The organism is Thermoanaerobacter sp. RKWS2 (assembly GCF_026240795.1).
Classification (GTDB): domain Bacteria; phylum Bacillota; class Thermoanaerobacteria; order Thermoanaerobacterales; family Thermoanaerobacteraceae; genus Thermoanaerobacter; species Thermoanaerobacter ethanolicus.
In genome coordinates this window covers 337,254-364,171 of the sequence record NZ_CP110888.1, presented here as the reverse complement: position 1 = coordinate 364,171, position 26,918 = coordinate 337,254, and the positions used below count along the sequence as shown (strand labels likewise).

The 26,918-nt window shown below is 33.8% G+C and carries 24 protein-coding genes, 2 pseudogenes and 1 other annotated feature; of the genes and pseudogenes, 3 read left to right on the top strand and 23 right to left on the bottom strand.

Going from position 1 to position 26,918, the window contains the following annotated elements:
* Nucleotides 1-273: 273 nt before the first annotated feature.
* Nucleotides 274-1,212 (bottom strand): AEC family transporter, encoded by a 939-nt coding sequence (locus OEI98_RS01780; RefSeq protein ID WP_266039206.1) that lies wholly within the window; start codon nt 1,210-1,212, stop codon nt 274-276.
* A gap of 123 nt (nt 1,213-1,335) precedes the next feature.
* Between OEI98_RS01780 and OEI98_RS01775 the strand changes: the two genes are divergently transcribed.
* Nucleotides 1,336-2,367: an IS6 family transposase gene (locus OEI98_RS01775; protein WP_266039204.1), complete on the top strand. Its 1,032-nt coding sequence runs from the start codon at nt 1,336-1,338 to the stop codon at nt 2,365-2,367.
* 369 nt (nt 2,368-2,736) lie between these two features.
* On the opposite strand, the pseudogene OEI98_RS01770 reads toward OEI98_RS01775, so the two are convergent.
* The 9 genes and pseudogenes from OEI98_RS01770 to OEI98_RS15220 form a co-directional block, all read right to left on the bottom strand.
* Nucleotides 2,737-4,147 (bottom strand): annotated as a pseudogene (locus OEI98_RS01770) (glycoside hydrolase family 1 protein).
* Between the two features lie 475 nt (nt 4,148-4,622).
* A complete protein-coding gene (locus tag OEI98_RS01765; protein ID WP_266039202.1) occupies nt 4,623-6,017 on the bottom strand; it encodes a glycoside hydrolase family 1 protein in 1,395 nt (464 codons plus the stop codon).
* A 100-nt stretch (nt 6,018-6,117) separates the two neighbouring features.
* On the bottom strand, nt 6,118-7,428 hold the full coding sequence (locus tag OEI98_RS01760) for a 6-phospho-beta-glucosidase (protein ID WP_266040531.1): 1,311 nt from the start codon (nt 7,426-7,428) through the stop codon (nt 6,118-6,120).
* Entirely contained in the window at nt 7,428-7,754 is a 327-nt protein-coding gene (locus OEI98_RS01755; protein WP_266039201.1) for a PTS lactose/cellobiose transporter subunit IIA, read from the bottom strand. Before OEI98_RS01755 ends, OEI98_RS01760 begins: the two co-directional genes overlap by 1 nt.
* Nucleotides 7,755-7,898: 144 nt before the next feature.
* Complete coding sequence (locus tag OEI98_RS01750; RefSeq protein WP_266039198.1) at nt 7,899-9,221, bottom strand: PTS sugar transporter subunit IIC; 1,323 nt, start codon at nt 9,219-9,221, stop codon at nt 7,899-7,901.
* 31 nt (nt 9,222-9,252) lie between these two features.
* Complete coding sequence (locus tag OEI98_RS01745) at nt 9,253-9,564, bottom strand: PTS sugar transporter subunit IIB (RefSeq protein WP_004399745.1); 312 nt, start codon at nt 9,562-9,564, stop codon at nt 9,253-9,255.
* A gap of 205 nt (nt 9,565-9,769) precedes the next feature.
* Entirely contained in the window at nt 9,770-12,475 is a 2,706-nt protein-coding gene (locus OEI98_RS01740; protein ID WP_266039195.1) for a sigma 54-interacting transcriptional regulator, read from the bottom strand.
* A 156-nt stretch (nt 12,476-12,631) separates the two neighbouring features.
* A pseudogene (locus tag OEI98_RS01735) lies at nt 12,632-13,000 on the bottom strand (DUF4351 domain-containing protein); the annotation flags it as partial.
* Nucleotides 12,979-13,104: a hypothetical protein gene (locus OEI98_RS15220; RefSeq protein ID WP_416237343.1), complete on the bottom strand. Its 126-nt coding sequence runs from the start codon at nt 13,102-13,104 to the stop codon at nt 12,979-12,981. The gene OEI98_RS15220 and the pseudogene OEI98_RS01735, both read right to left, overlap by 22 nt.
* Before the next feature lie 182 nt (nt 13,105-13,286).
* Here OEI98_RS15220 and tlp point away from each other — a divergent pair, with 182 nt between their 5' ends.
* Nucleotides 13,287-13,544 (top strand): small acid-soluble spore protein Tlp, encoded by a 258-nt coding sequence (gene tlp / locus OEI98_RS01730; RefSeq protein WP_009051883.1) that lies wholly within the window; start codon nt 13,287-13,289, stop codon nt 13,542-13,544.
* Nucleotides 13,545-13,558: 14 nt separating this feature from the next.
* On the opposite strand, the gene OEI98_RS01725 is transcribed toward tlp, so the two are convergent.
* The 7 genes from OEI98_RS01725 to OEI98_RS01695 form a co-directional block, all read right to left on the bottom strand.
* Nucleotides 13,559-14,482: a pseudouridine-5'-phosphate glycosidase gene (locus tag OEI98_RS01725; protein WP_266039187.1), complete on the bottom strand. Its 924-nt coding sequence runs from the start codon at nt 14,480-14,482 to the stop codon at nt 13,559-13,561.
* Nucleotides 14,479-15,582 (bottom strand): PfkB family carbohydrate kinase, encoded by a 1,104-nt coding sequence (locus tag OEI98_RS01720; RefSeq protein WP_266039184.1) that lies wholly within the window; start codon nt 15,580-15,582, stop codon nt 14,479-14,481. Before OEI98_RS01720 ends, OEI98_RS01725 begins: the two co-directional genes overlap by 4 nt.
* 130 nt (nt 15,583-15,712) lie before the next feature.
* A complete protein-coding gene (locus OEI98_RS01715) occupies nt 15,713-16,036 on the bottom strand; it encodes an AzlD domain-containing protein (protein ID WP_012994436.1) in 324 nt (107 codons plus the stop codon).
* Nucleotides 16,018-16,719 carry an AzlC family ABC transporter permease gene (locus tag OEI98_RS01710; RefSeq protein ID WP_266039183.1) on the bottom strand — a complete coding sequence of 234 codons (702 nt, stop codon included), beginning with the start codon at nt 16,717-16,719 and terminating at the stop codon, nt 16,018-16,020. Before OEI98_RS01710 ends, OEI98_RS01715 begins: the two co-directional genes overlap by 19 nt.
* A gap of 65 nt (nt 16,720-16,784) precedes the next feature.
* Entirely contained in the window at nt 16,785-19,235 is a 2,451-nt protein-coding gene (gene leuS / locus OEI98_RS01705) for a leucine--tRNA ligase (RefSeq protein ID WP_266039181.1), read from the bottom strand.
* Nucleotides 19,236-19,299: 64 nt separating this feature from the next.
* Nucleotides 19,300-19,506: a binding site (T-box leader), on the bottom strand.
* A gap of 64 nt (nt 19,507-19,570) precedes the next feature.
* Entirely contained in the window at nt 19,571-20,326 is a 756-nt protein-coding gene (locus tag OEI98_RS01700) for an ABC transporter permease (RefSeq protein WP_266039179.1), read from the bottom strand.
* Complete coding sequence (locus tag OEI98_RS01695; protein WP_014062201.1) at nt 20,323-21,048, bottom strand: phosphate ABC transporter ATP-binding protein; 726 nt, start codon at nt 21,046-21,048, stop codon at nt 20,323-20,325. The genes OEI98_RS01700 and OEI98_RS01695 overlap by 4 nt, the downstream gene beginning before the upstream one ends.
* A gap of 170 nt (nt 21,049-21,218) precedes the next feature.
* Here OEI98_RS01695 and OEI98_RS01690 point away from each other — a divergent pair, with 170 nt between their 5' ends.
* On the top strand, nt 21,219-21,707 hold the full coding sequence (locus OEI98_RS01690; RefSeq protein ID WP_266039176.1) for an ECF transporter S component: 489 nt from the start codon (nt 21,219-21,221) through the stop codon (nt 21,705-21,707).
* A 68-nt stretch (nt 21,708-21,775) separates the two neighbouring features.
* On the opposite strand, the gene OEI98_RS01685 is transcribed toward OEI98_RS01690, so the two are convergent.
* From OEI98_RS01685 to OEI98_RS01660, 6 genes are all read right to left on the bottom strand, one after another.
* Nucleotides 21,776-22,678: a cation diffusion facilitator family transporter gene (locus OEI98_RS01685; protein WP_266039174.1), complete on the bottom strand. Its 903-nt coding sequence runs from the start codon at nt 22,676-22,678 to the stop codon at nt 21,776-21,778.
* Between the two features lie 18 nt (nt 22,679-22,696).
* Nucleotides 22,697-23,659, bottom strand: coding sequence for an acyl-CoA dehydratase activase (locus OEI98_RS01680; RefSeq protein WP_266039172.1), 963 nt, complete (start codon nt 23,657-23,659; stop codon nt 22,697-22,699).
* Nucleotides 23,660-23,665: 6 nt separating this feature from the next.
* Complete coding sequence (locus OEI98_RS01675; protein WP_266039171.1) at nt 23,666-24,763, bottom strand: acyl-CoA dehydratase activase-related protein; 1,098 nt, start codon at nt 24,761-24,763, stop codon at nt 23,666-23,668.
* The gene (locus OEI98_RS01670; RefSeq protein ID WP_029688440.1) at nt 24,764-25,747 is read right to left on the bottom strand and encodes an acyl-CoA dehydratase activase-related protein; all 984 of its coding nucleotides are present in this window, start codon (nt 25,745-25,747) and stop codon (nt 24,764-24,766) included.
* A gap of 51 nt (nt 25,748-25,798) precedes the next feature.
* The gene (locus OEI98_RS01665; RefSeq protein ID WP_003869910.1) at nt 25,799-26,383 is read right to left on the bottom strand and encodes a TetR/AcrR family transcriptional regulator; all 585 of its coding nucleotides are present in this window, start codon (nt 26,381-26,383) and stop codon (nt 25,799-25,801) included.
* 166 nt (nt 26,384-26,549) lie between these two features.
* A complete protein-coding gene (locus OEI98_RS01660; RefSeq protein ID WP_266039166.1) occupies nt 26,550-26,915 on the bottom strand; it encodes a heterodisulfide reductase subunit A-like protein in 366 nt (121 codons plus the stop codon).
* Between the last annotated feature and the right edge of the window lie 3 nt (nt 26,916-26,918).

Here is a 26,918-nt window from a genome sequence, read left to right as displayed (position 1 = left end):
TAGCATACTTTTAGTCTTTTAATTCTGCTCTCGGTTATCTATTATGTCTTTCAGTTCTCGCCCTTATAAAGGATAATGCAGTTTCCCTAACCTTATTTGCTTTAAATCGGTTTGGCTACTAATTTCTTTATTTGCTTCATTCAATGTTCTGAGGGTAAAATGCAGTTTGAAAATTTCCCTTCTTTTTTAGTCTTGCAATTGTCAATGCGTCTTTTTTATGACTTTTCGATGGAATGTTGTCAACCTAAAACTTCATAAAAATAGCTTTACATCTTATACAATCTTTATTAAAACCATTAAAAATGGCATGATAATGACACTAAAGATTGTTGTATATGTAATCATGCTTGTTGCAAATTCATAATCTGCGCCATAAACTCTTGCTATAATTGCTGAATTTACCATTACAGGCATTGCTGACATTATTATAAAGACATCTCTCATGAGCTGAGGAAGGGGTATAAATAAATTTAATATCAACACAAGGGCAGGGGTTACTAAAAACCTTCCAATAAAAACCATAAAAGCATCTTTATCAAGCTTAAATTTATCAAGTCCCATTTCATAAATAACTATTCCAATGTAAAATATTGAAAGAGGTGTTGTAAGTCCTCCAATCATTTTGAAACTGTCAAAAATAAATTTTGGAAGTTGAATATTAGCAAAAACAAAAATTACACCTATGATAAAACCAAGAAGAGGAGGATTAAATATTGTATCTGAATTTAGTATTTTTTGATCTTTACCATTTGTGTCACGGACAATGCCATAAACCCCTAAGGTCCACCAAATTGTAGTATTTGCCATGTAATATAATAGAGTATACGGGGTTGCAACTTCTCCAAAGAGGGCTTGGGACATTGGAAGTCCTACAAATATAGAATTTGAAAGTGAAAATATGGCTACAAACACTCCTCTTCTTCCTCTTTTGACTTTAAAAATTTCAGTCAGTATATATGCAATTAAGTAAGATATCAATATTGACAAAAAAGCTATTAAAAGTCCTCTTCCTGAATGCTCTAATTGCTTTTTTGAGAAAGTCGACATTATGTTTACAATCATATTAAGTGGCAAGGAAATATTAACAACAAGCTTTGCGAATAAATCTGATGTTGTTTTTTCAAACCATCCTATTTTTGATAAATAATAGCCAAGGGCTAATATAACTACAATTGTAAGTACACCTTGAACTGAAGATAAAAAAGTTTGCATTAAACTGCCTCCTTAATGTAAATAAACGATTTGTAAACTTAAATGAAAGTTGAGGACTTCAATCCTTTCTGGTACAATGTTTTGCAGAAACAACAAATACCTCCCAGAAAGGATGAAGTCCTCATGCAAAACATTGTACCATTAACCTGTCCAAAATGCAATAATACTTCTCTGTTTTACAAATATGGCAAAACTAAAGATGGTTACCAAAAATATCTCTGCCGTAAATGCTACAATCAGTTTGCTCCTGATAAGCCTTCTTCTAGAAAAACTCCCAAGTACCCTCGCTGCCCCGTTTGCGGTAAGTCTTCTTTCCTTCATCATGATTATGAGTATTACTCTAACTATCGTTGTTCTGATAAAAAGTGCAATCATTCCTTTTTTGTCCCCAAAGTTACTGCTATACCTTCAACTTCTATCTCTAAACTTTCTGGTAAAACCAATTTTAAACGTATCCGCTATCCTGTACATATAATTCTATCTGCTTTGTCTATGTTCTTCCTTGGTAAAAATTCTTTCAGAAATATTGCTCTAATTTTGAAAACTGTTTTTAATGTAAAAGTCTCTCATACAACCATTAGTAACTGGTGTAAAAAGTTTGCTCCTTTGTTCCATAATATTTCCTTAGAACTTATTCCTATGTTAAATTTTAATTCTGATGAATGGCATGTCGATGAAACTGTTGTTAAAATCGCTGGTAAGAAATATTATCTTTGGTTTGTCACAGATTCTGAAGCCCGTTTTATCTTGGGCTTTCACCTCTCCCCTTACAGAGATTCCAGGCAAGCTCTTGTTTTGCTTAATTCTGTTAGAAACCTAGGAACCCCTTACGCTATCGTAACTGATCGCTATAGTGCTTACAAAGTACCTGTTAAGTCTTTGTTCGGTGACAGTGTTAAACACATTAGAGTTGAAAGCTTTAAGGATGACATCATCAATAATTTGATAGAATCTTTCCACCATCAATTTAAAGCCTGGTATAATACTAAACAGGGTTTTGCCTCTTTTGAGTCCGCAAATAATTTAATTTACATGTTTGTGTTTTTCTATAATTTTGTAAGGCCCCATTCTTCTCTTAATGACTTGACACCAGCTCAAGTTGCTGGATTATGTCTTTCTCCAAAAGAGAAGAAAAAGTACCTTCTTGTTGCTTAAAATTAAACTAATCTTTATCTCCTAATTGGTCATCCTTGGAAATGACAAGGGTGTACTTTCTTATACCCTCTTTGCTTCTGTAATAATCTGTAAATCAATTTGCTCATCTTATTTAGCCTGCTTGTGATTACTTTTTGGTGATTTTTGATGAATTTTGAAGCTATCCTAAGAAATATTAAGCTATTTTTTCATGTTTACTTTACAAAGCCGTAAATAAATATGTCCAGATAAACGCCCAATTTTAATGATTATAGTCTTTACAATAGTTGATACAAAAAGATTTAAGAAAAAAGAAGGATTCCCTCCAGTGTTGAAGATAATAGTCGTCGAAAAATACTGCCAAAGTCTCAAAGAAGGGAATACCTTAATTTACAAATTTGATCCGTTTGATTGAATAACATTACGGTACCAATAAAAACTCTTTTTGGGGATTCGTTTTAAATCTTTTAGGTCATGTTCATCTCGGTTTACATAAATAAGGCCATAGCGTTTGCTGATTCCATTGTTGACACTAACAAGATCTATAGCAGACCATACACAATATCCAATTAAATCGACACCATCATTAACAGCTTGTAAACAAGCATGAATGTGTTTTCGCAAATACTCAATCCGATAATCGTCTTCCACCTTGCCATTGACAAGTGAGTCATATGCTCCAAAGCCGTTTTCCGTAATCATAATCGGAAGTCGATAACGGTCATATACTTCCCGCAACGCCAAACGGAAACCTATTGGATCAACAGCCCAATCCCAATCTGTAACATCTAAGTAAGGATTTCGAGTTTCTTTAAACCAACCAGGATCTGCTTGATATATGCTTTCTCCTTTACGCCCTTTTAAATTAATCGTTCCTTCGACAAATTTTTCGTTTTCGTGGCAAGCTGTCCAAGTAGTACTTCGATAATAATTAATTCCAATAAAATTTGGTTTAGCACTTTTTAATATATCCATATCGCCTTCTAGAATGGTCGGTGTAGCATCATGGGCTTCTAAATAAGCCCAAGCGATAGGATTGTACTCTCCTCTATAGGCCAGATCTAAATATAACCAGTTTCGCATTGCTCGATAATTTTCAGCTGCCAGAACATCTTCGGGTTTACAGGAAGCTGGATATGCAGTCCTATAACTGAGTGCAAGGCCTACTTTTGCATTTGGAATCATCTCTCTACATGACTTGGCCGCTTTTGCCTGGGCCAAACACATAATATGGTTCATTTCATAACGATTTTTGTAACTGGCTTCTTCTTTTTTAAGCGTTCCGAATCGGATTGCGTGCATTATCAAATTATTTTGTTCATTTATGGTAATCCAATATTTCACCCTGTCCCCATATGCAGCATAACAAGTACGAGCATAACGATCAAAAATATCGATCATATCCCTGTTCAACCAACCCCCTTTCTTGCAGAGCAAAAGGTAAATCAAAATGGTACAATGTCACAATTGGTTCAATCTTATATTTGAGTAGCTCGTTGATCAATTGATCATAAAACTGTAATCCTTTTTCATTTGGCTTTTTATCGTCACCATTCGGAAAAATTCGACTCCAACTAATAGAAAAACGATAGGCTTTCAACCCCATTTCGGCCATCAAAGCTACGTCTTCTTTCCATCGATGATAATGATCGCTAGCTACTTTAAAGTCACAAATAGTGTCATTTGGCGGTGCTAGAACATCTTGGACAGATAAACCCTTACCATCTTCATTCCAAGCACCTTCTACTTGATATGCAGATGTAGCGGCACCCCATAAAAAGTTTTTCTTAAATCTTTTCATTGTTTTTCCCTCCTATCCTTAAGATTCGTTTTGTAAACTTAAATAAAATATGTCTAAACTTGTTTATAAAACTGACTTTAAGCGCATGCGTTATCCTGTATATATTTTCTTTCTACCTTATTCTTTCTGTCCTGCCGATTGTTAAATGGCTATTCTTAGAAATGACAATGGTATACTTTAGTATACCATTGTTTTGTAATAAGTTAGAAATTAGTTTTCAGTTTGAACAATTTATAAAAATATGATATACCTGCACAAACTTTCCAATCTTTAAACTGGGTAAAAGATTTTTTATATATGCGGAGCTATTCTCATATATATGATTCGAATTTTACAATAGTTACTATCAAAAATGCTAGTTTAAGCTCTGAGCTATCCCGAACTTTCTCAAGTCTGAAATTTAAATATTCTAACTATTCACACAAAATAAATTCTCGCAATTCAGGATGTTAGTTGTAAGCCACCCCAATTATAATTAATCAACGAATCCATTATTTTGAGTTACCTGTTTAAACCAATATCCACTTTTCTTTACAGTTCTCTTTTGCGTTTCTAAATCGACAGATACAAGACCATATCGGTTTTTATATGCATTTAAGAAAGACCAGTTATCCATAAAAGTCCATAAATGATATCCCTTTACATTACATCCCTCTTCAATTGCTTTATGAAGCCATTTCAAATGCTCTTTTATAAACTCGATTCTATAATCATCCTGGATTATTCCATCTTTTATAAAGCGTTCTTCTCCCTCTACCCCTATTCCATTTTCCGAAATAAAGCATTCTATATTTCCATAATTATCTCTTAAATTTATCAATATGTCGTATATCCCTTTCTCGTATATTTCCCATCCTCTATAAGGATTCATTCTTCTGCCTGGCATAATATACTCATCATAAAACCAATCAGGTGTAAATACCCCATATGGATTTGGCATATTTTCTTTAGCCTTAACCCTAAATGGCCGATAATAATTTACGCCCATATATTCCACAGTGTTATTTTTAATTAATTCCAACTCGCTATCTGAATATTCTGGCAGATGATTGTATGATTTTAAAAGTTCAACAAGTTCTTTACAATATTCTCCTCTGATAGATGAATCTAAAAAACTTCTGTTGTGGAACAAATCTGCAATCTCTGCGGCTTTTAAATCTGCCGGATGATTGCTCCTCGAATAGACAGGCTTTAAGTTTAAAACAATACCTATTTTAGCTCCTTTTATTTGCAATTTTTTAAATTCCTCTATTGCTCTCGCACTCGCCAAGGCTGTACCATATGCGAATTGTATTGCTCTTTTGAAGTCTACTATATCTGGATAATGCAAATTATATAAATATCCATTCAATACAGGAACTATTGGTTCATTAAATGTAATCCACCTTTTGACTCTATCACCAAACAATTCAAAACATGTTTTAGCATATTCAGCAAAATATTCTACTACTTTTCTATTTTCAAACCCCCCAATATTTTGCATTTCTATAGGCATGTCAAAATGAAATAGTGTAACAAACGGTTCTATACCATTTTTTATAAGCTCATCAATAACATTGTTATAAAACTCTACAGCTTTTTTATTGACTTCGCCAACACCACCCGGTATCAACCGCGACCAGGAAATAGAAAATCTAAATGAATTATGTCCAAGTTCTTTCATCAGTTTTATATCGTCTTTATATCTGTGGTAAAAATCAGATGTTACTTGAGGACCTACTCTATCGAAAAAGCGATTTGGCTCTTTTTTATACCAATAATCCCATACATTCATTCCCTTCCCATCTTCATTTGCAGCTCCCTCTATTTGTACTGCTGACGTTGCAGACCCCCACCAGAATCCTGCAGGAAATTTGTATTCCTTAGCCATAATTGTTTTCCTCCTTACGCAAGATAAATCAAAATATTATTTAAAAAAGAAAAAGTAATTTAACGGAAAAGATTACTTAAAATCAGCAAATTTAATATTTTTATTTATACTGTTGCAAATACTCTTTATTTTGCTCAAGTATGTCATCAAGAATTTTTTTAGCAATAGTCGCAGAAGGTATTAATGGATGAATTGTCAACGCCTGTAAAGCTGTGTAATAGTCTCCCTTTACCCCTGCTTCTATAGTAAGTTCTTCATAAGCTTTTACTGTTTGCATTAAACCCCTTATTTTCGCTGGCACATGTCCAATGTTTATCGGATGAGCCCCATTTCTATCTATTATTGCATTTGTTTCTATCACCACATCATCTGGCAAATCTGCGATTGTACCATTGTTTCTCACATTGACCACATGTATGTCTTTTTTATCATTATATATTGAACTTATCATGGAGCAAGCAGCATCAGAATAATGAGCTCCTCCCCTTTTTTCTAATTGCGGCGGTTTTATATTCAAATTTGGATCTTTATATAATTCAAATAATTCTTGCTCTAACTTTTTGACAACTTCTCCTCTTGTGCCTACTGTAGCAGCTTCTTCTTTCTGTTTTTCAAGCATTTTATCTGTTAAATAATAATATCTGTGGTATGGACAAGGATACATGCCAAGAGATTTTATAAAATCAGGATCCCACGGCAACTCAGGTATATTTTTCATTGATAAAGACTTACCACCTACAAAACTGTCTATTAAATTTTCTGTTATATCTTCGCCATCTAAGTAAATATGTATACCCCATACTAAATGATTAAGCCCTGCAAAATCTATATACACTCTTTTTGGATCAACACCAAGTACTTCTGCAACACCGTATACCATACCTATAGGTACATTACATAATCCGATCGCTTTTACATTTGTATATTTTAAAATTGTTTCTGTTATCACTCCTGAAGGATTTGTAAAGTTAATAAGCCATGCATTTGGAGCAAGTTCCTCTACGTCTTTGCATATATCTAAAATAACAGGTATTGTCCTCTGCGCTTTTGCAAAACCACCGGGTCCAGTTGTTTCTTGCCCTATCACATCATACTTCAGAGGAATTTTTTCGTCTCTAATTCTCGCATCCATTCCCCCTACTCTAAACTGCGTAACAACAAAGTCTGCATCTTTTATGGCTTCACGCCTATCCAAAGTCAAATGAATGTTTATACCTACACCAGCTTTTTCTACCATTCTTTTTGCAAGACCGCCAACAATCTCAAGTTTTTCTTTGCCTTCTTCTATATCTACTAAATATAAGTCTTTAACTGGTAGTTCATTATACCTCTTGATAAAGCCCTCAATAAGTTCGGGTGTATAACTAGAACCCCCTCCAATTACAGCAATTTTTAAATTTTTTTTAAACATCAAAAGTTGCCCCCCTTTGGTTGGTAAATAATTTTATACAGTTCAATAATCTCTGTTATCAATTCTTTCGCAAGAATTGCATTCATAAGATGGTCTTCAGCATGTACTAAAAGAAGTGTTACTTCTTGTTTCTCACCTCGTGCTTCTTTGTGTATCATGTCTGTTTGGACATGATGTGCTTGTAAAAGCTCTTCACCTGCCTTTTTTAGACAATCTTCAGCCTCTTTAAAATTTCCCTCTTTTGCATGCTTTAATGCCTCAAAAGAATTACTTTTAGCATTTCCTGCATGGGATATAATAGTAAATACAATTTGTTCAAGGTCCATTTCAATACCTCCTAATTATATACCCGTTACTTGTTATTTGTTATATATACCCAAATTACTAATTTGAAAATCATTATGTGTCTTTATGCAACCCCACTACTACCACGTAGTAGTGGGGTTATTTTCGATGTTTTTATATCTAGCTCATGCTTTTAGTTCTGCTTCACTATTCTCTTTTTCACTTTCTTCTTTTATCAATTGCTTTTCATAAGCCTTAAAAAATGGATAATATAACATAGCATCCAATACAAGTAAGGCAAGCACCAACACAACAGCTCTCCAATCTAAAGTTGCTAAGAATGCTCCTATAGGTGCGGGAGTAGTCCATGGCACAGTCGCAAAAGCTGCCCTTACAAGTCCCCATTTGATTATGTAGTAAGCTATAACTCCATTTATAGCCTCAACAAATACAAATGGAATAAACATAATTGGGTTTAAAACCATTGGTGTACCAAATATTACCGGCTCATTTATATTAAATAATGCAGGTAGTAATGCAACCTTACCTACAGCATTTAATTGTTTGGATTTACTTTTTAAATACAATAGAGTAAGCCCCAACGTAGCCCCCGAACCACCTAAAACCATATAATAAGCCCAAAAAGTATCTGTAAAAATGTGAGGTAGAGGTTGACCTGCTAAATATGCTTCTGCATTGGCAGCAAGATAAGTAAGCGCAATGGGATCTCTTATTGTCTTAACTACTGCAGCACCATGTATTCCTACAAACCATAATAATTGTGCTACAAGTGCAAGCACCACAATTAGTAAAGGAGAATCGAGAGTATTTAAAGCAGGTGCTAAACTAGCTAAAATAGCTTGTGGTATTATCATTTTAGAAATGCTTAGTATAATTAAATTTATAAAGTGAAACAACAATACATTGATTATTAGCGGTATTAAGGCATCGAAAGATGAGGAAACGGCAGGTGGTACACCTTCTGGCATCTTGATAGTAACACCTTTTGATTTTAAAAATCTCGTAATTTCTACGCTTAAAAGTCCTACAATTATTGCCGTAAATAATCCCTTAGCATCTAAATAAGTTACTGGCAAAGAACCCTCTTTTAAAGGCGCAGCAATTATAAGAAAAGTCGCACCTGAAATAATTGATGATGACAATGGGTCCATTTTATAACTTCTTGCAAGATGATACGCTACTCCTATTGCTACAAATAAAGCCAATAATCCCATAGTCATATTATATGGCAAGCGAATTGCATCTGCATTCGCCGATGCCCAATCTCTCCATGCTACCATAAATTTTAAAAATATGTTTGTTGCCACCACATCTTTCGACACTGGTGGATTAGCTACAATCAAAGTTAATCCGCCCACAATTGTAAGAGGAATACTGTAAACAATTCCATCACGCATAGCCTTAACATGCCTTTGATTCGCCAAAACATCTGCTATAGGCATTAAATATTTTTCCAAAGTTGAATTTAATCTTTCGAAAAAAGCCAATTTCTTTTTCCTCCTTTCTTTATTAGTTGATTTATTGTTTTTCTTTATACAATTTTAATGCTAAGTTTAAAACTTTCTCTCCTCTTACCATTCCATAATCTGCAGGGTTAATTACCTCCATAGGAATACCCAATTCTTTTGTAATTTTTTCGAAATCACCTCTTTTATGTCTTACCTGTGGAGCTAATAATACCACGTCATAATCTTTTACACTTTCTTCAAATTGATCAGTAGGAAGTGCATTTATTATTATCTCTCCATGTTCTGGTTTAATAGCCTTTTTCATTTTTTCTACAAGAAGACTTGTACTCATTCCAGCAGCACAGACTAACAATATTTTCATATTCCATCCCCTTCCAAAATATTAATTTTTATCGTACCTATACAAGCAGCTATCACTCCTTTCCTATAAATCTTTCATCAATAATTTTTAGCAAAAACTATGCCAATTAACTTCTTTCGTATCAAAATGCCAAAATTCAATGTATTAGTATTCCTACCGTTTCAATGTGTATCATTTAAAAACGTATTCAATACACATATGTGTATTAAAGTGAATAGATTATTTTCATCATATTTACGCATTCTTCGTCTGAAATCTTTACACTACATCCTTCTTCGATAATCCTTATAGCTTTTTTTATAATATCAAACTCTTTTGGATAATTCTTAACGTATTTTTGTGTATCTTTCATGTGTATTAACTCTTTTCCTTGTAATATACGCTCAATTACACAGGCAAGATGAAGTATTAATCCTATTGTAATATCTTCATTTAAATTTACTCCTTCTCTTATTAAAGCTGCGTAAAATCTTTTAAAAGAAGATATATACTTTTCTGAATCTATCTTTATATTTTCTCTTATAACCTCTTTCATGTTATCAATTACCTCAATTTGCGAAAGAGCTTCAATTTTATTTTTCAATACAGATAATTTATCATTATCAAACACATCTGATGTAGAAATATACAATATAGAATCATCCTGTGGATTTATAGCACTTACAACAGCTAAAATATTTTTTTCTTCTTTGATGTTGAGTAGTTTTCTTCTAAATTCTCTTTTGCTTTCAACTTCAATAGGAATAACATCAATATCTTTCTCTTTTAAGTCAAGGTTTTTTTCAAGTATTGATTTAAGTTTAACCGCTGTACCTTCGCCGGTTATACAAGCAGTTATAATAACATTCTTTTTAAGAGAATCTTCAAATTTAACACTGTCTTTATAGATTTTTCCCACATAAGGACTTAAATTGACGACCGCATCATACACTTCCTCTAAAGATGCATTGAGTAAAGCCTTTCTTGCCGCTTCTAAAACCATCGGAGTAGAGACCATTTCGATTGTTTTGACGGGTATTCCTGTCCTTTCGTATATCATGTCACCAAATAATACTAGTGAGCCCATGTCAACAAGGAGTAATACGCCTCTTCCTTTGTCAGCTCTCTTTACAATATTAGTTAAATTATTTAACGCAACTTCTGGTTTTTGATCAAGTGGCATATTGTAACCAATTACGTAATTTTCACCTAAAAGCCTGTTGGAAACCTCCGCAATGGAAGTAGCAGCAGTCTCTCCATGCATAGCAACAATAATGCCTACCCTTTCATCTTTTTCCGTTGTTTCCTCCTCAAGACATAAAAACATTGTAACAAAACCCACTTCATCATCAGGTACTTTTATGTTAAACTCTTTTTGGAGCCTTTCTCTCAAAATATTTGCCACTTCAAATTCTTTTTCGTACACCTTTTTTATATTTTCCAGCTGATGGTTCACAATGTCTTTGCCGCTTAGTATTCTTTCAACAGAACTGGCTACATGCATAGAAAGGCCGTATAAAGTTTTATCAGCGAATTGCTTGTGCAACTTTTTGCTGGCATAATTCAAAAAATCGTTTACTATATTGACAATCTTTTTATCTACTACTTTATATAATTCCTCCAAATTATTTTTATCCAGATTTAAGAGATACTTTTTCAAATATGTTTCTATATCAATACTCATGATGAGTTTTATATCACTTTCGTTAAGTCCTTTTTGCTCCAAAGCTTTCCTTTTTTCTTCTAGCGCCTCATAAAAATTGAATATCTGATTATTCTGTTGGATAACAGGAGTAGCATTATCGGCTGAAAACTTTATTATATCTCCTGTCATAAATTTATCAATCTCATCTTTTGACTCTTTATACCTAAACAATCCTCTTCTAACATACTCAGGTAAATCTTCAGTATGCACGCATACTCCTTTATCTCTTTTCATCATGTATCCAAGATAAGCTTTCGCAATTGAAAGTTTTATATCACTTTTCAGTTGACCTATATTATTAGGACACTCATAAAGCAAAAGAGCTTTTAGAGCATTTGAAGTGATCATAATATCAGTGTTAATAATTGCTGCTTCTTCTCTAAAAAAACTTTTAATAAGTTCAAATCTTTCCTCATATGTTCTATCTGCTAAAGCCGGCAATTTAATCACCATTGGTATCCGCCTTATAAAAGTCCTAAGAAGAGTAGACTCAATGTTCTCTGTTGTAGCGCATATTATTAAAACATTCGCTTTATGATGTGTTTCAGATTCTCCAAGTCGCCTATAAAGTCCTTTATCAATCAGATAAAAAAGCATCTCTTGTCCTTCTGGTGGAAGTCTATGGACTTCATCAAGAAAAAGTATGCCACCATCCGCTTTCTCAACAAGGCCCATTCTATCCTTATCGGCACCTGTATACGCTCCTTTTTTCACTCCAAACAGTTGTGACATTAAAAGTTGCGGATTATTAGCATAGTCAGCACAGTTAAAAGTCACAAAAGGAGCGTTTCTTTTTATTCTTCCAATTTCTTTTGCGAAACTATACATGACTTCTGCAAACATGGATTTGCCAGTACCCGTCTCCCCAAGCAAAAGTGTATGAAGGCCATTAGGAGGATAAATTATAGCAGCTTTTGCTTGCTGTACGGCATTTTTAAGACTTAAATTAGCTCCTATTATGCTGTCAAATACATCTTTCACTAACATATCACTTTCATCAGAAACCATATCAAGTTCTTTAACCTTATACAAAACCGGTTTGCCTTCAACTTTTATAACTTTTCCTTCTTTATAAAGTGCATTTAAATCGCTAGAAGCATTTGTTCTTTGTATATTAAGAGCATATGCAATTTCCATAGCTGAAACTCCAATTATTTCTCCTCTTTCAGCAAATTGCTTGCTACATAATTCTTTTACACAATTATAAACTTTATCAATCCTTTTCATATACCTCGCCCCCTTTACAGTACATTTTATCATAAAAGGCAAAAAAATAATACACTTTAAAACACTTAATTTTTATCTTTACTTAGAGTATCTACTTAAATTTACAACCACCTTAAAAAAAGATGAATAAAAATAAAAGCGCCCCAATGAGCGCTTTCAGTTCATAAGTTTTTTAATTTCTTCTATTGAAAGCTCTGTGATTTTCGCAATCTTACTAATATCCATGCCTTCTTTTAATAATTCTTTTGCAATTCTTAGGCTTTTTTCTTTAGCGCCTTTTTCTAATATCATTTTGTATGCTTCAGATTCCTCAATCCGCAACATTTCCATCACCTCCGTAAAAACTCTCTCTATAACTTCCCCGCTGTAGACTAAGCCTGATAATATCTCTGCCTTAAAAGTTATGTCTTTTTTCTTGTTTATATCTATGGGTATATTTTTTATTGCTTCTACGCACTCTTTAAGATATTTCTCTCCTTCTGTTTTTCTTCTTTCTCTGTCCATTATAGGCAAAAGAGCATATAGAGTTCATCTGTTTTAGTATATGTAAGACCTAAAAAATAAGCCGTTATGTCGTCTGCCATATTAGAAAAAATATCTTTAATGGTAATGTCGTATTTTTGTGACATAATATTTCCTTCCTTTCATGGCTACTGTTATTATTATACCACACGATAGTAAGAAAAGAGAGGGTTTACGCTAAAATAATAGCTTCAATTTTCTGCACTTAACAACATCTTTTCCTACAATACATATAAATATTTTTTATGAACAAAATAAATATAAGAAATTTTAAAATTGGGGTGATGTTATGGCAAAGGAAAATGATAAATACACAAAACCTCCAAAGCCGGATGACCGCTCAGACAATGTAGAAAAATTACAACAAATGATACACGATACTATAGAAAATTATAGAGAAGCAGAAGATTACCTAAAATTACACGCAGAAGAACTTTCTCCTGAAGAAATAGAAAGGATTAAGCAGAAGAACAAAAATAGGCTGACAAGTATACAGAACATGAGAGAAGAAATAATAGATGAAGTACATGACAACGACAAAAAGTAGGTATAAGAGGCGGATTACGCCTCTTTATACAATTTATTTAATTCAATAGCAATTTTTGCGCCTACATGGGCATTGTTTTTAACAAGTTCAATATTAGCTTTTAAACTTTCACCCTGTGTCAAATCTTTTATTTTATCCAACAAAAAAGGTGTTATTTCTTTACCTTTTATATTGCGTTTTTCTGCCTCATAAAGAGCATCTTCTATTGCTTTATCTATATAAGCTTTATCCAAGGCATATTCTTCTGGAATAGGATTTGCAATTAAAATCCCACCTTTGAGGCCTAAATCCCATTTTGTCTTTATAATTTTTGCAGCCTCTATTTCGTCATCAACTTTATAATCAACTTTAAGTCCGCTTTCTCTTGTATAAAAAGCTGGAAATTCCCAAGTTTTAAACCCTACCACAGGAACTCCAAAAGTTTCAAGGTATTCAATAGTACGTGGGAGGTCAAGTATTGCCTTTGCACCTGCGCATACAACTGCTACGTCTGTATTTGCAAGTTCTTGTAAATCAGCTGATATATCAAATGTTTGTTCGGCACCTCTGTGGACACCTCCTATACCTCCTGTAACAAACACTTTTATTCCAGCAAGATTTGCACAAATCATTGTTGCAGAAACTGTAGTGGCTGCACTAAGTCCTTTTGCTAAAACTACGGGTAAATCCCTTCTGCTAGCTTTTAATATTTCTTTTGAAGTTCCCATAAATTCGAGTTCTTCTTCGCTTAAACCAATTTTTATTCTTCCTTTTATAATGGCAATTGTACCAGGTATAGCTCCATGTTCTCTTATAATATTCTCCAAAGTTTTAGCCGTCTCAATATTTTCCGGATAAGGCATTCCGTGAGATATTATAGTGGATTCAAGTGCAACAACAGGCTTCCTTTCTTCCATTGCTTCTTTAACTTCTTTTGACAAATCAATAAACTTATTCATTTTACAATCTCCTTTACTATATTTTTTAATTGATTTTCATTTAAAAATGGATTTACTGTATAAGGTGAGGATATTGTAAGAGATGCCGCAGCAAGACCAAGTTTTGCCGATACATCCAGAGTATAGCCATTAAAAATACCATAGACCAAGCCAGCCGTCAAAGCATCTCCTGCACCTGTAGCATCAACAATTTCGGCTTGATATGGTTCTATAAATTTTTCAACTTCTTCTGAAGAAATATATACCCCTCTTTCTCCTAAAGTTACTATGACATTTTTGACTCCTTTTTGTCTTAAATATTTAACTGCTTTTTTCATATCCTCATCATTTGCTATTTTAACTCCAGATATCGATTCAAGTTCTTCTTTATTTGGAGTTACATAATCGATTTTGTCAAGTACACCTATTAATTTTTTTGCTTTGTCGATGGAAACGGGCTCTGCCACTATAGGAATATTATTATTGTAGCAAAGTTCCACAATATATTTGATGCTGTCTTTGGGAATATTTGTATCAAAAACTACAATCTCACTATTTTTTATAACTTCCATCTTGGACTCAAGATATTGTATATTTAACTCTTCTAAAATGTCCATTCCCGAAAGAGCCACATCCATATCACCAATTGCATTAAGAATGGCAAGATATATACCTGTACGCCTTGTATTTGAAATTACAATCTGTTCAACATTTACCCCTGCTTGCCTTGTCTCCTCAAGAAGCCTTCTTCCTTCATCATCATTACCCACAACGCTCAAAAGTGTAACAGGTAAGCTAAGCTGTGCAAGGTTGTGAGCAATATTTCTTCCTACACCGCCAGGTGCTATGTTTATGTGTCCCGGATTTGAAGTATGCTGCTTAAGCTCTGAATAGGGTTTACCTTTTATATCTATATTTGCTCCTCCAATTACAGTAATACCTTTAAAGTCCCTCACCACATAGCCTCTTCCTAATATAAAGCCCTTTTTCATGAGGTTTGCTATGTGCCCTGCAACAGCTGACCTGCTAATACCCATAAGCTGGGCTAATTCTTCTTGAGAAATCATTGGATTTTTCTTTATAAATCTCAATATTTCTTTTTCCCTCTGTGTCAATGCCACATCAATACACTCCCAAACAATTATTTGTTTATTAAACATTTGCAAGTATATTATATCACAAAAACGCAAATAAAAAAACTGCTTATTTTAAAAAGCAGTAAAAACATTGTTATCCAGAAAGCATACCAATCTACTTAATAAAAAATGATAAAATCACATAGCTGACAATACCAACAACAACAGGTGTAAATAGCTTCCTCGTAAAATATGCAGCTATAAATGTCGGTATTGCTGAGAGTAAATATATATTTGACAAATCTAAAAATAATTTTCCATCTTTGATAAAAATTACTGGAAATAAAAGAGCTGAAAGAACTGCTACAGGCACATACTCAAGAAACGACTTTACAGCTTGAGGAAGTTCTATTTTAGTTAAGCCATAAACAGGCATAAATCGCGGAATATATGTCACTAAAAACATTCCAATAACACTTATTATAAATTTCGTACCCATTTGTCAAGCAATACCCCCATTCCTGCACCTATTAATGCAGCTACAATGACATTTGTATTTCCTGGTAATATAAAAATCAAAGTTATAGACATCAAACCCGAAAATATACTTATAAAAACTTTTTTATACCCTGATATTTGCATAAGTAGCAATGCAATATACATTGCGGGAAGTGCAAAATCAAGCCCTATGTTTATAGAACCTCCTATCAAAGTTGCTGATACAGCACCTAAAAATGAAGAAAATACCCAGGCAGTATAAGAGGTTAAAAATAGTTGGTAGAAATAACCTTCAGTGTATTTAGAGTCATTTTGCAAATCTGTAATCGCAACAGCATATGTCTCATCAGTAATAAAAAAAGATAATATTGGTATATGTTTCCTCGATATATGTTTCATATACTGCGACAGCGATGTACTATATAAAAAGTGCCTCAAATTTACTATAAATATTGTAGACACCAGTGTAACGATACTTGTTCCTGCACTAAGCAAACTTATAGCAATAAATTGTGCTGAACCCGCATATACAAAAAGAGACAATGCCATCACTTGTGAAACAGTAAAGCCGCTTTTCACGCCAACTAGTCCATAAGCAAAACCTATTGGCAAATATCCTAACACAATAGGTAGTGCACTTTTAACTCCATTTATACTCTTTTTAGCATCACTATCTACTATCATAATTTACTCCCTCACCATCACTAAAAATATTTATTTAAAAGCAGGAGCATACCTCCTGCTTTAGTTTATTTCACAACAATATTTACAAGCCTGTTTTTGACGACTATAACCTTCTTTATCTCTTTTCCATCCACATATGCTTTTACATTTTTATCAGAAAGAGCGAGCTTTTCTATTTCTTCGTCAGTAGCATTTGAAGGAACTTCAAGTCTTCCTCTTACCTTGCCGTTTACCTGCACAGCTATTTCTACAACATCTCTTTGTAGAGCTTTTTCATCCCACTTTGGCCATTTTTGATTGAAAACAGAATATTCATATCCAAGTTTTTCCCACATTTCTTCGGAAAAGTGAGGAGCAAATGGCGCCAAAAGCCTTATTAAATCTGCCACCACATCTTCATAAAATTCGATATTTTTAACTTCCACATCTGCCTCGTATTTATAAAGGGCATTTACCAGTTCCATTATCCTCGCTATTGCAGTATTAAACTGAAATCTCTCTGCATCTTCTGTCACACCTTTTATAGCATAATGTCTCACATAGTTTAATTCATTTTCATCTTTTCCCATTTCGTCTTTGGTCTTGCCAGGATTGTTTCTTGTCTCAATAAATTTATCTATAAACCTCTCCACTCTATTGACAAATCTGGAAATTGCCTTAATACCATCATCATTCCATGGCCCACCTTCAGAATAAGCAAATCCAAACATAAGGTAAAGCCTGAATACATCAGAACCGTATTCTTTAATGTATTCGTCAGGCGAAATGACATTTCCTTTAGATTTACTCATTCTGCTTCCATCAGGTCCCAATATTGTGCCTTGATGCACCAAAGATTTAAACGGCTCATCAAAGTCAAGATATCCTAAGTCTCTCAAAGCCTTTGTAACAAACCTTGCGTACAAAAGATGCATTGTCGCATGCTCTGCTCCACCTACGTACTTGTCAACAGGCAACATTTTATTTATCCATTCTTTATTGAAAGGCTCTTTGTCGTTTTTGTTGTCGGGATATCTTAAAAAGTACCAGGAAGAATCCACAAAAGTGTCCAAGGTATCGGGGTCTCTTAAGGCCTTACCACCACATTTAGGACAAGTTACATTCATAAAGCCCTCATGCTTTTTAAGTGGAGACTCACCTGTTGGAGCAAATTCCACATCATAAGGGAGTAATACTGGTAAATCTTCTTCTGGGACAGGGACTATGCCACAGCGTTCACAGTGAATAACAGGTATTGGAGCACCCCAGTATCTCTGCCTTGAAACAAGCCAATCCCTCAATCTGTAATTTACTTTAAACTCTGCTCTACCTTCTTGTTTTAATTTTTCTACAATTTTTATCCTCGCTTCTTCTGATTTTATACCTGTAAATTCTCCACTGTCTATAAGCACTCCATACTCAACAAAGGGTAGACTGTCCTCCACATCTCCAATTCCTTTTATCACTCTTTTTATAGGAAGGTTGTATTTTGTTGCAAATTCATAATCTCTTTCATCATGGGCAGGAACAGCCATGACACATCCTGTTCCATATGTTGCAAGGACATAGTCTGCTATCCAAATAGGGAGTTTCTCTCCCGTCAGAGGATGAATTGCGTATGCTCCTGTAAATACCCCTGTCTTTTCCTTTTCAGTAGACAACCTTTCAATTTCACTTTGTTTTCTCGCGTATTCTTTATACTCTTCAACAGCTTGTTTATATTCATCTGTAGTGATTAAATCCACAATCTCATGTTCTGGCGCAATAACTACATACGTCGCTCCATATAACGTGTCAGCTCTTGTTGTAAACACCTTAAATGTCAGGTCTTTGCCGTCAACTTTAAATTCTATCTCTGCCCCATCCGACTTTCCAATCCAATTTCTCTGCATTATTTTTGTCTTCTCAGGCCAATCAAGTTCATCCAGTTTTTCAAGGAGTTCTTCTGCATAAGCAGTTATCTTGAAAAACCACTGAGTCAAATCTTTCTTTGTAACTTCAGTGCCACACCTTTCACATTTTCCATCTATAACTTGCTCGTTTGCAAGAACAGTTTGACAGCTTGGGCACCAATTCACTGGAGCTTTTTTTCTATAGGCAAGGCCTGCCTCAAAAAGCTTAAGGAAAATCCACTGTGTCCATTTATAGTATTCCGGTAAGCAAGTTATTACTTCATAGTCCCAATCAAAAGTTGCCCCCATTTCTCTTAACTGCTTTTCCATTGTTCTTATGTTTTCCATAGTGGAATCATAAGGATGTATTCCTGTTTTTATCGCGTAATTTTCTGCAGGAAGTCCAAAGGCATCAAATCCCATTGGATGAAAAACCTCATAGCCTTGCATTCTTTTCATTCTCGCCCAAGAATCAGTAGGTCCGTAATTGTACCAATGCCCTACGTGGAGCTTTGCACCCGAAGGATAAGAAAACATCTCAAGGCAATAAAGCTTTTTATCTACATTTTCAGGATTAAACTTGTAAAGTTTTGTCTCTTCCCATCTTTTTTGCCATTTTCTATCAACATCCACTGAGTAAGCCATAAACCTCCACTCCTATCTATGATTTTTTAGCAAACTCGATTTTATTAAAAAAAGTCTTTCATCTTTAAGAGACGAAAGACTTGCACTTCCGTGGTACCACTCTTCTTGGCATAAGCCCACTTAAACCTGTAACGGCAGTAACCGTGCATACCTACTACACTTCAGTATGCCTGCTCCATGGCGAGTTTCGGCATCTTAGGCTACCGTTTTGCACCCACCAACGGCTCTCTTAAAGCTTACAATGCCTACTGCTCCACTTCATCGCATTTAAAAAATTGATTTGTACATTATTTTATTACAAAATAGGGATAAATGCAATATCATTTTAAACAATATTATTGTAAATCAATCACTAATTGATGATATTTTGTAAAAAAGTTTCTATAGGTGAGAAAAGTAACACTAAAACATGAAATCGCTACTGTAGAAGCCAACATAAAAGTAACCATTATCTGGTACTTAACTGCATCAATAGGGTCTACTCCACCCAATATTAGCCCTGTCATCATTCCTGGAAGCTGGACGATGCCTAGAGTTTTCATGCTGTCAACTGTTGGAATCATCCCTGTCTTTATCGCTGTCTTTATCACTTTTTGAGCTGCTTGCCTTGAAGTTGCACCAAGTGACAAATACGCCTCTATTTCCTCTGACTTATTTTTTATTTCGTCTTTTAGTCTTGAAACAGCAAGTCCTGAGGCTACCATTGAATTTCCTATTATCATCCCTGATACAGGTATAACTTCCTGGGGGCTAAAATGTATATTCCCAAATAAAATAAGCAGAGAAATTGTAATCGCGGCACTTAAGGCAATTGAAAAAGTGATAAAATAAAAAACATTCGGTATTCCCTTCCCTCTCTTTGAAGCATTATTTCCAGCAACTACTATCATTAAGCTTACCATTGCCAAGGTAAATAAAGCATTATCGGCAGCAAATATGTAGTGTAAAATGTATCCTACTATTGTAAGCTGCACAACCGCTCTTATAGTACCTATAACTATTTCCTTTTCAATCCCCAGCTTTTGGTAATAAGAAACAAAAATTGATATTAGCACAAGACTTGACGCCAATGTCAAAGACAATACACTCATTTAACTTCCTCCTTTAACTTGCCTTGTATAAACAATTTTGTAATTTCATTTTGGGGATTTGTAAAAAAATCATAAGTTTTAGCATATTCTATTAATTGCCCTTTGTTAAGCAGTGCTGTGTAATCTCCAATGCGCTTAGCCTGTTCCATGTTGTGAGTTATCCAAATAATCGTCAAATTCATTTTTTCTTTTAGGTTAAATATTAATTTCTCTACTATTTCTGTAGAAGTAGGGTCAAGAGCTGAAGTAGGTTCATCAAGTAAAAGAGCTTCAGGATTATTTGCAAGAGTTCTCGCTATAGAAACTCTTTGCTGTTCCCCTCCTGATAAATTTTTCACATCTCTTGTAGCATACTCATTATTCAATCCTACAATGCTCAAATAATACTCCACGTTTACATTTTTTTCGCCTTTAAGCATTGGACCATACTCAATATTCTCTTTTACTGTTCCTTCAAAAAGATGAGGCTGCTGAAAAACCATTCCAATTCTTCTTCTTAAGTCTATCACATCTATTGTTTTAATATCCACGTCGTCTATTAAAATACTGCCATGGGTTGGATCTATCAATCGGTTTATCAGTTTAATCAGCGTCGATTTTCCAGCTCCAGAAGGGCCGACAATAGTATGTATTGCTCCACCTTCAAACTTTACAGAAATGTTTTTTAATATCTCTTTTCCAAAACTACTGTAACTTACCTCTTTAAATTCTATTTCATTCACATAAATCACCTCTATTGTAACAACTGTTACATTTATATTTAAATTGTATCCTTTCTTTGTGCGAAAGTCAACAAAGCTAAAAATTTCTTTTCAACTTTGATATTTATTTGACATTCTTCTGCTAAAGTAATAAAATATAATTGACAATAAGAGGAAAGGAGGCGATTTGTGTGAATACAAAATTTATAACGAGAACAGCTATCCTATTAGCTATTACTTTAATATTTCAGTTTTTAAAAATGCCACAACTTATAACAGGTTCTATCGTTAATGCAATGCTTTTAATCGCAGCTGGAACTGTAGGAATGTGGTCAGGAATTATAATAGGACTTTTAACACCGGTAATTGCATTTTTAGTAGGCATAATGGGATTTCCTTTAATGATTCCTTTCATAATGGTGGGTAATGGGTTATATGTAATGCTTTTTTCAACGCAAAAAAACAAAGTAATAGGAATGATAGTAGGTGCTGTAGTTAAGTTTATATGGCTTGCTTTATCAGTAAAATATATAATGCACCTGTTCAATGTAAAAGTTCCATTAAAAATTGTACAGGCTTTTACAACACCTCAGCTTATAACAGCACTCATAGGAGGTATACTGGGAATTATAGTAATTGCATTGCTTGAAAATTACTTCAAAAAAGCGAAAGAACAATAATAAAAACAAGGGGAGAAGGTTTTATTCTCCCCTTGTTTGGTGAACTAAGCCGGAGGCTTTTTATATTACTAACCTTTTCTATTTATCAGCCCAACATTCTCACAACATTCATATTCCATCTGCAAAGTAACATGATGTATGCCAAAAGTTTCATCAAGAATAGTTTCAATCTGATCCATTAATAATTTTGCTTGACTTAATTTAATGTCATCTCTTGTGTTGACATGACACTCAAAATGTATATCTTTATCATTAGTTTGCCATACGTGTACATGGTGTATATTTTTTACGTCTGGAAGTTTCTCAATTTCCTTTTTTATGATGTCAAGATTTATATTCTCGGGTGTTTTTTGCATCAATATTCCTATCGTTTCATCTATTATTTCAAAGCTTTCTTTTATTATATAAGCTCCTATTAAAACTGTTAGCAGCGGATCAATCCAGTAAATATTGTATGCATAGATAAATATACCTCCAATAACTACCCCAAGCGATGACAAAGCATCAGAAAGCAGATGTATATATGTTGATTTTATATTTAAATTTTTTTGAGCATTTTCCTTCAGTAAAAACACTGATAACGTATTTGCCGCAAGTCCTATAATAGCAACTACTATCATTAAAACGCCATCGATCGGTTCCGGTTTAAAAAATTTTATATATGCTTCTTTAAAAAGATATAAAGATATAACTACCAAAACCACCGAATTAAACAGCGCCGCAAGTATCTCTGCCCTTTTATAGCCAAATGTCATTTTTTCATTGTTCTCTTTTTTAGATATTTTTATTGCAATGTAACTTACAATTATTGAGATTCCATCACTAAAATTGTGAAGTGCATCTGATATAAGAGATAAACTGCCTGACAATATACCTCCTATTATTTCGCCTATTGTTATCACAAAATTTAGTATCATCGCAATAACTAAGTTATTTTTGCTTATCTCCCCATGATCATGATGATGGGCCATATCTAAGCCTCCTTATGCTTATATGACAGAATTTGAATACCTTCCACATCTATCTCTTGTCATCGCTATTACTTTGCCGTTTGCTTTAATTTGTATTATTTCACATTCGTTAGGACAAGCTTTGCAAATAAAACTCGTCGTTTCAAACTTCTCCTCTGAAACCTCAAACCCTTTAAACTTAGTAGGATTGCCTGTCCGCTTCATTTCATCTTTTGCTAACATAGCAATACCTATCGCTCCCATAATATCGTAATACTTTGGCACAATTACCTCATGTCCTACTTCTTCTTCAAACGCTTTTTTTATCGCAATATTTGCCGCAACACCGCCTTGGAATACAAAAACTGGCTTCAATTTTCTTCCTCTTACAAGATTGTTCATATAATTTCTCACTAAGGCCTTAGAAAGACCTTTTAATATTTCAGCTTTACTAAAGCCGTATTGTTGTTTTGATATCATGTCAGATTCAGCAAAAACTGTACATCTACCTGCAATTCTCACATCACGCTTTGCAGTCAGTGCAATTTCACCAAATTCTTCAATCTTTATACCCAGTCTTTGTGCCTGATGGTCAAGAAATGACCCTGTCCCAGCAGCACAAACCGTATTCATAGCAAAGTCAGCTATCGTACCATCATTTATAATAATAAGTTTTGAGTCCTGTCCGCCAATTTCAAAAATAGTACTAACATCTGGATGAAAGTGTAATGTAGCAGTAGCGTGGGCTGTAATCTCATTTTTTATTACATCTGCACCAAGAACGTATCCAAGAAGCTGTCTGCCACTTCCCGTTACTCCAACACCACCTATTTCTTTAGTTGCTAACTCATTGTGTAATTTGGCTAGTTCATCCTTTACAGTATCAATTGGTTGCCCAACATTTCTTACGTACGAATTGAATAATACCTCATTATTTTCATCAATGGCTACAACCTTTATACTTACTGACCCTACATCAACACCAATATATATTTTCTCCACTTTTGTCTACCTCGCTATCCTTTTTCTGTGTTTTTTTAGTTTTATAACATCTAAAAAAGCTTCTATTCTCGTTAATACATTGGCAATAGCCATTTGTTCATCTACAGAAAGTGACAAAATTGGATAGTCATATTCTCTCATTATTTTATCTATCACACTTTGAGAAACAAGTTCCGGTAAACATCCAAAGGGTTTTAAATGAACAACTCCATCAAATCCTCTTTCCATAAAATCAATTATTGCACCTACAGACTGTTTCGCATGCCCACCAATTATTATCTCTATGTATTTCTCGCCTTTTTTCAATATTTGATGTTCTTTCTCTTTGTAAGAAGGCAAAGGTATTAGATTAAAGTCAATCCATTCGGAAATGTAATGAGACCTTTCCACTTCTGCACCATAAGCATTTAAAACTTCTTCTATATTACCATTTATTGAAGGCTCCATTACAACATATATTTCTCCTACTATTCCAATCCTTATTTTTTCTTCTTCCGGTACTTCACAAATTTTTATACTATTCAACCTCTCAATTGCCTTTCTTTCAATCTTCTTTACATCTTCAGAGGACTCTATTCTTCTATACTCTTCTGTAATTTCATGCCATGCCTTAGTAAACTCTCCCTTATTACACTCATAAGCTCTCTTGGTCTCTACGATTTTCTCTACTTTATCCATCGATTTTGCCATGTCATATACAGTTTTTACAGTTTTAATAACCTGCTGCCATGAATTATTCCCTTTTATCTTTTTTACATTTTCCAAAAAAGTTTTCCAATCTCTTTTCGGCTCATCAAATATTATAAATTCTACATCGTAACCCATGTTTTTAAGTATTTTTTTCTGAGCCTCTCCATAATACCCAGCCCTGCAGGGGCCATTCCCACCAGAAGTCACTATAGTATCCGCTCCTAATTCTAAAGCCTCAAGATAAGTTCCTAAAATAACCTTTAAAGGAAAACAAGCAAATTCAGGACTATATTTTACCCCATAATCTACAGTTTTTTGTGAAGGCTTCGGGGGAGTTATCACTTCATGCCCTAATAATGTAAAAAGTTTTTCATACATATAAGGAGAACCCATATAAGGAAATGTTATCTTCACTTAAATCACGCCTTCCACAGATTTTTCAGCTTTATATTTTTTAATCCTTATGAGGTCCGTAAATGCCTCAACTCGTGTAATTACGTGGCTTTCGCCAGTTTGCTCATCAATTCTTAAAGTCATAAAAGGTTTTTTGTGTTTTTCAGAATCTATAGTTAAAAAAGGCTCAAGAATTGAATCAGGACCGCATCCAAAGGCAGTAATATGAATAATACCATCAATGTCATCTCTTTCCATAAACTCATAAGCTGTACCTAAGAGCATATTAGTAAATTCCCAAAACATATTTTTTTTAAATTTTTTCAATTGACGTTGTATTATCCTTTCTTCCATCATATCAAAAGTCACAACTTTTATGTTGAGCTTGCGAAAAACATTAAGCAAGTCCATATTGACAAATCTATCATAAACATTATATACATAACCAATTAGACCTATTGTAATATCGCCATCATATTTTTTTGGTTTATCACTCGTCAAAAGCTCATTTATATCATATCCTTGCTTATTCAAAGCTCTAAACTCAAGCCATTTGTCTCGGGCTTTCTTTAAAGCATTTTTTAAATCTTTTCTACTCACACCCAATTTATCGATAAAAACTGTATAATTGTGAAACTCTGATATGTCAGTACTTTTTGACACTATGTTATGAGTCAAAATTTTATTCTCAATGCCATCAAAAAGGCCTTTTATCATGTCAGGCAACCCCATAAATTTAGGGCACATAAATATACCTTTCCTTAAGCTTACAAACCTAGGAATATATATGTAATCGACACTCTTATCCAGCAAATTTAAAACATGTCCTGTATATACCTTCATAGGTACACATATTTCCGCAACTGCTTCTTTTACCCCTATGTCTAAAATACTTTTTGAAGTATCGTCAGAGGTGACCACTTCAAAACCAAGGCTTTCGAAAAGAGTTTTCCAGAATGGATAATAAAAATAATACATTAAAGCTTTTGGAATACCTATTTTCATTATTTGCTCTCCTCTCCTCCAAGTACATCATATATCATATTTTACACTACTTCAATCACTTTTTTCTATTGCTTTTACAAAAATTTCTATGCTTTTTTTAACAAATTCTCTATCGCTAAAGCCAATTAGCTTGTTACCATAGGAGGCATTCATTAAAACAAAACCGAAATTCAATGATATAAAAGCAAAGGCTAAAAGTTCAAAATCATCAGTATTTAATAATCCCTTCTCATACATTTTTTCAAAATACTTTATCAAAACTTCTTTAAAGCCTTTTGGAATCCTGATCAGATATTCTTTTACCTCTTCAAAAATCTCTGGACTTCTCAAACCTATCATGATTTTCGCTTTTTCTTCTGTAAAATTTTTATGATATTCATGAGCCAACATGAATAGGTCTTCTTTTAAATCCCATGTACATTTGTCTAATATTCTTTCATTTACAGGCTTTAATAATTCCAGCTCTTTTAATGCATAAAGCACTATATCTTTTTTGCTTCCAAAACATCTAAAAATTGTAACTTCATTTACTCCTGCCTCTTCTGCAATATTTCTTGTAGTTGTAGACTTATATCCTTTTTCAGAAATTAGTTTTAAAGTAGACATAACTATCTTTTCCTTCACCGAATCGCCCATTAAAACACCTCACAATATGTATGCAAGTAATTGCTTGCATACATATTATAACATATCTTTGTCATAAAACAAAAAGCAAAATTGCTCTTTTAAAAAGCAAAGATTTTTATTAAAAAAATTGGCCATACGGCCAGATAGTTACTTTATTTAACTTTCACAGGTGGAACTAACAATTTCCCGTTAAGTGTACAGCTTTCTTTATTTCCTCAATAACCTGCTGTGTATTCATGTTTCTTATTTCGATTCCAATATGCTTATCTCTAGGAAAGACTACATCATCAAAAGCATCTCTGTACATTTTCCTCTGCATTGTAGGATCACAGGCAGCAACATAAAGTTCATCTATTTGTGCTCCTCTTAATAATTCCCTTAAATACCTGTCTCCATCATCTGCACAAAGTTGAGGATGTAATCCTACCCATTCAAAAATGCCCTCTCTTCTTAAAGTGTTCAAAACTTCAAATGTATCCATCTCTTGAAATGATGGACATGTGCCTTGGCAGACACATAAAAGTAATCCTTTTTTACTCATAAA

Excerpts from the sequence above, each read along its gene's own strand:
- OEI98_RS01755 (WP_266039201.1), bottom strand. The coding sequence starts at position 7,754 with ATGGACCTTGAACAAATTGTATTTACTATTATATCCCATGCAGGAAAT.
- OEI98_RS01740 (WP_266039195.1), bottom strand. The coding sequence starts at position 12,475 with ATGAAAAGGATTGATAAAGTTTATAATTGTGTAAAAGAATTATGTAGC.
- OEI98_RS01745 (WP_004399745.1), bottom strand. The coding sequence starts at position 9,564 with ATGAAAATATTGTTAGTCTGTGCTGCTGGAATGAGTACAAGTCTTCTT.
- OEI98_RS01760 (WP_266040531.1), bottom strand. The coding sequence starts at position 7,428 with ATGTTTAAAAAAAATTTAAAAATTGCTGTAATTGGAGGGGGTTCTAGT.
- OEI98_RS01710 (WP_266039183.1), bottom strand. The coding sequence starts at position 16,719 with ATGATAGTAGATAGTGATGCTAAAAAGAGTATAAATGGAGTTAAAAGT.
- OEI98_RS01715 (WP_012994436.1), bottom strand. The coding sequence starts at position 16,036 with ATGGGTACGAAATTTATAATAAGTGTTATTGGAATGTTTTTAGTGACA.
- leuS (WP_266039181.1), bottom strand. The coding sequence starts at position 19,235 with ATGGCTTACTCAGTGGATGTTGATAGAAAATGGCAAAAAAGATGGGAA.
- OEI98_RS01700 (WP_266039179.1), bottom strand. The coding sequence starts at position 20,326 with ATGAGTGTATTGTCTTTGACATTGGCGTCAAGTCTTGTGCTAATATCA.
- OEI98_RS01660 (WP_266039166.1), bottom strand. The coding sequence starts at position 26,915 with ATGAGTAAAAAAGGATTACTTTTATGTGTCTGCCAAGGCACATGTCCA.
- tlp (WP_009051883.1), top strand. The coding sequence starts at position 13,287 with ATGGCAAAGGAAAATGATAAATACACAAAACCTCCAAAGCCGGATGAC.
- OEI98_RS01670 (WP_029688440.1), bottom strand. The coding sequence starts at position 25,747 with ATGAAAATAGGTATTCCAAAAGCTTTAATGTATTATTTTTATTATCCA.
- OEI98_RS01775 (WP_266039204.1), top strand. The coding sequence starts at position 1,336 with ATGCAAAACATTGTACCATTAACCTGTCCAAAATGCAATAATACTTCT.
- OEI98_RS15220 (WP_416237343.1), bottom strand. The coding sequence starts at position 13,104 with ATGTCACAAAAATACGACATTACCATTAAAGATATTTTTTCTAATATG.
- OEI98_RS01685 (WP_266039174.1), bottom strand. The coding sequence starts at position 22,678 with ATGGCCCATCATCATGATCATGGGGAGATAAGCAAAAATAACTTAGTT.
- OEI98_RS01765 (WP_266039202.1), bottom strand. The coding sequence starts at position 6,017 with ATGGCTAAGGAATACAAATTTCCTGCAGGATTCTGGTGGGGGTCTGCA.
- OEI98_RS01780 (WP_266039206.1), bottom strand. The coding sequence starts at position 1,212 with ATGCAAACTTTTTTATCTTCAGTTCAAGGTGTACTTACAATTGTAGTT.
- OEI98_RS01665 (WP_003869910.1), bottom strand. The coding sequence starts at position 26,383 with ATGGGCGATTCGGTGAAGGAAAAGATAGTTATGTCTACTTTAAAACTA.
- OEI98_RS01725 (WP_266039187.1), bottom strand. The coding sequence starts at position 14,482 with ATGAATAAGTTTATTGATTTGTCAAAAGAAGTTAAAGAAGCAATGGAA.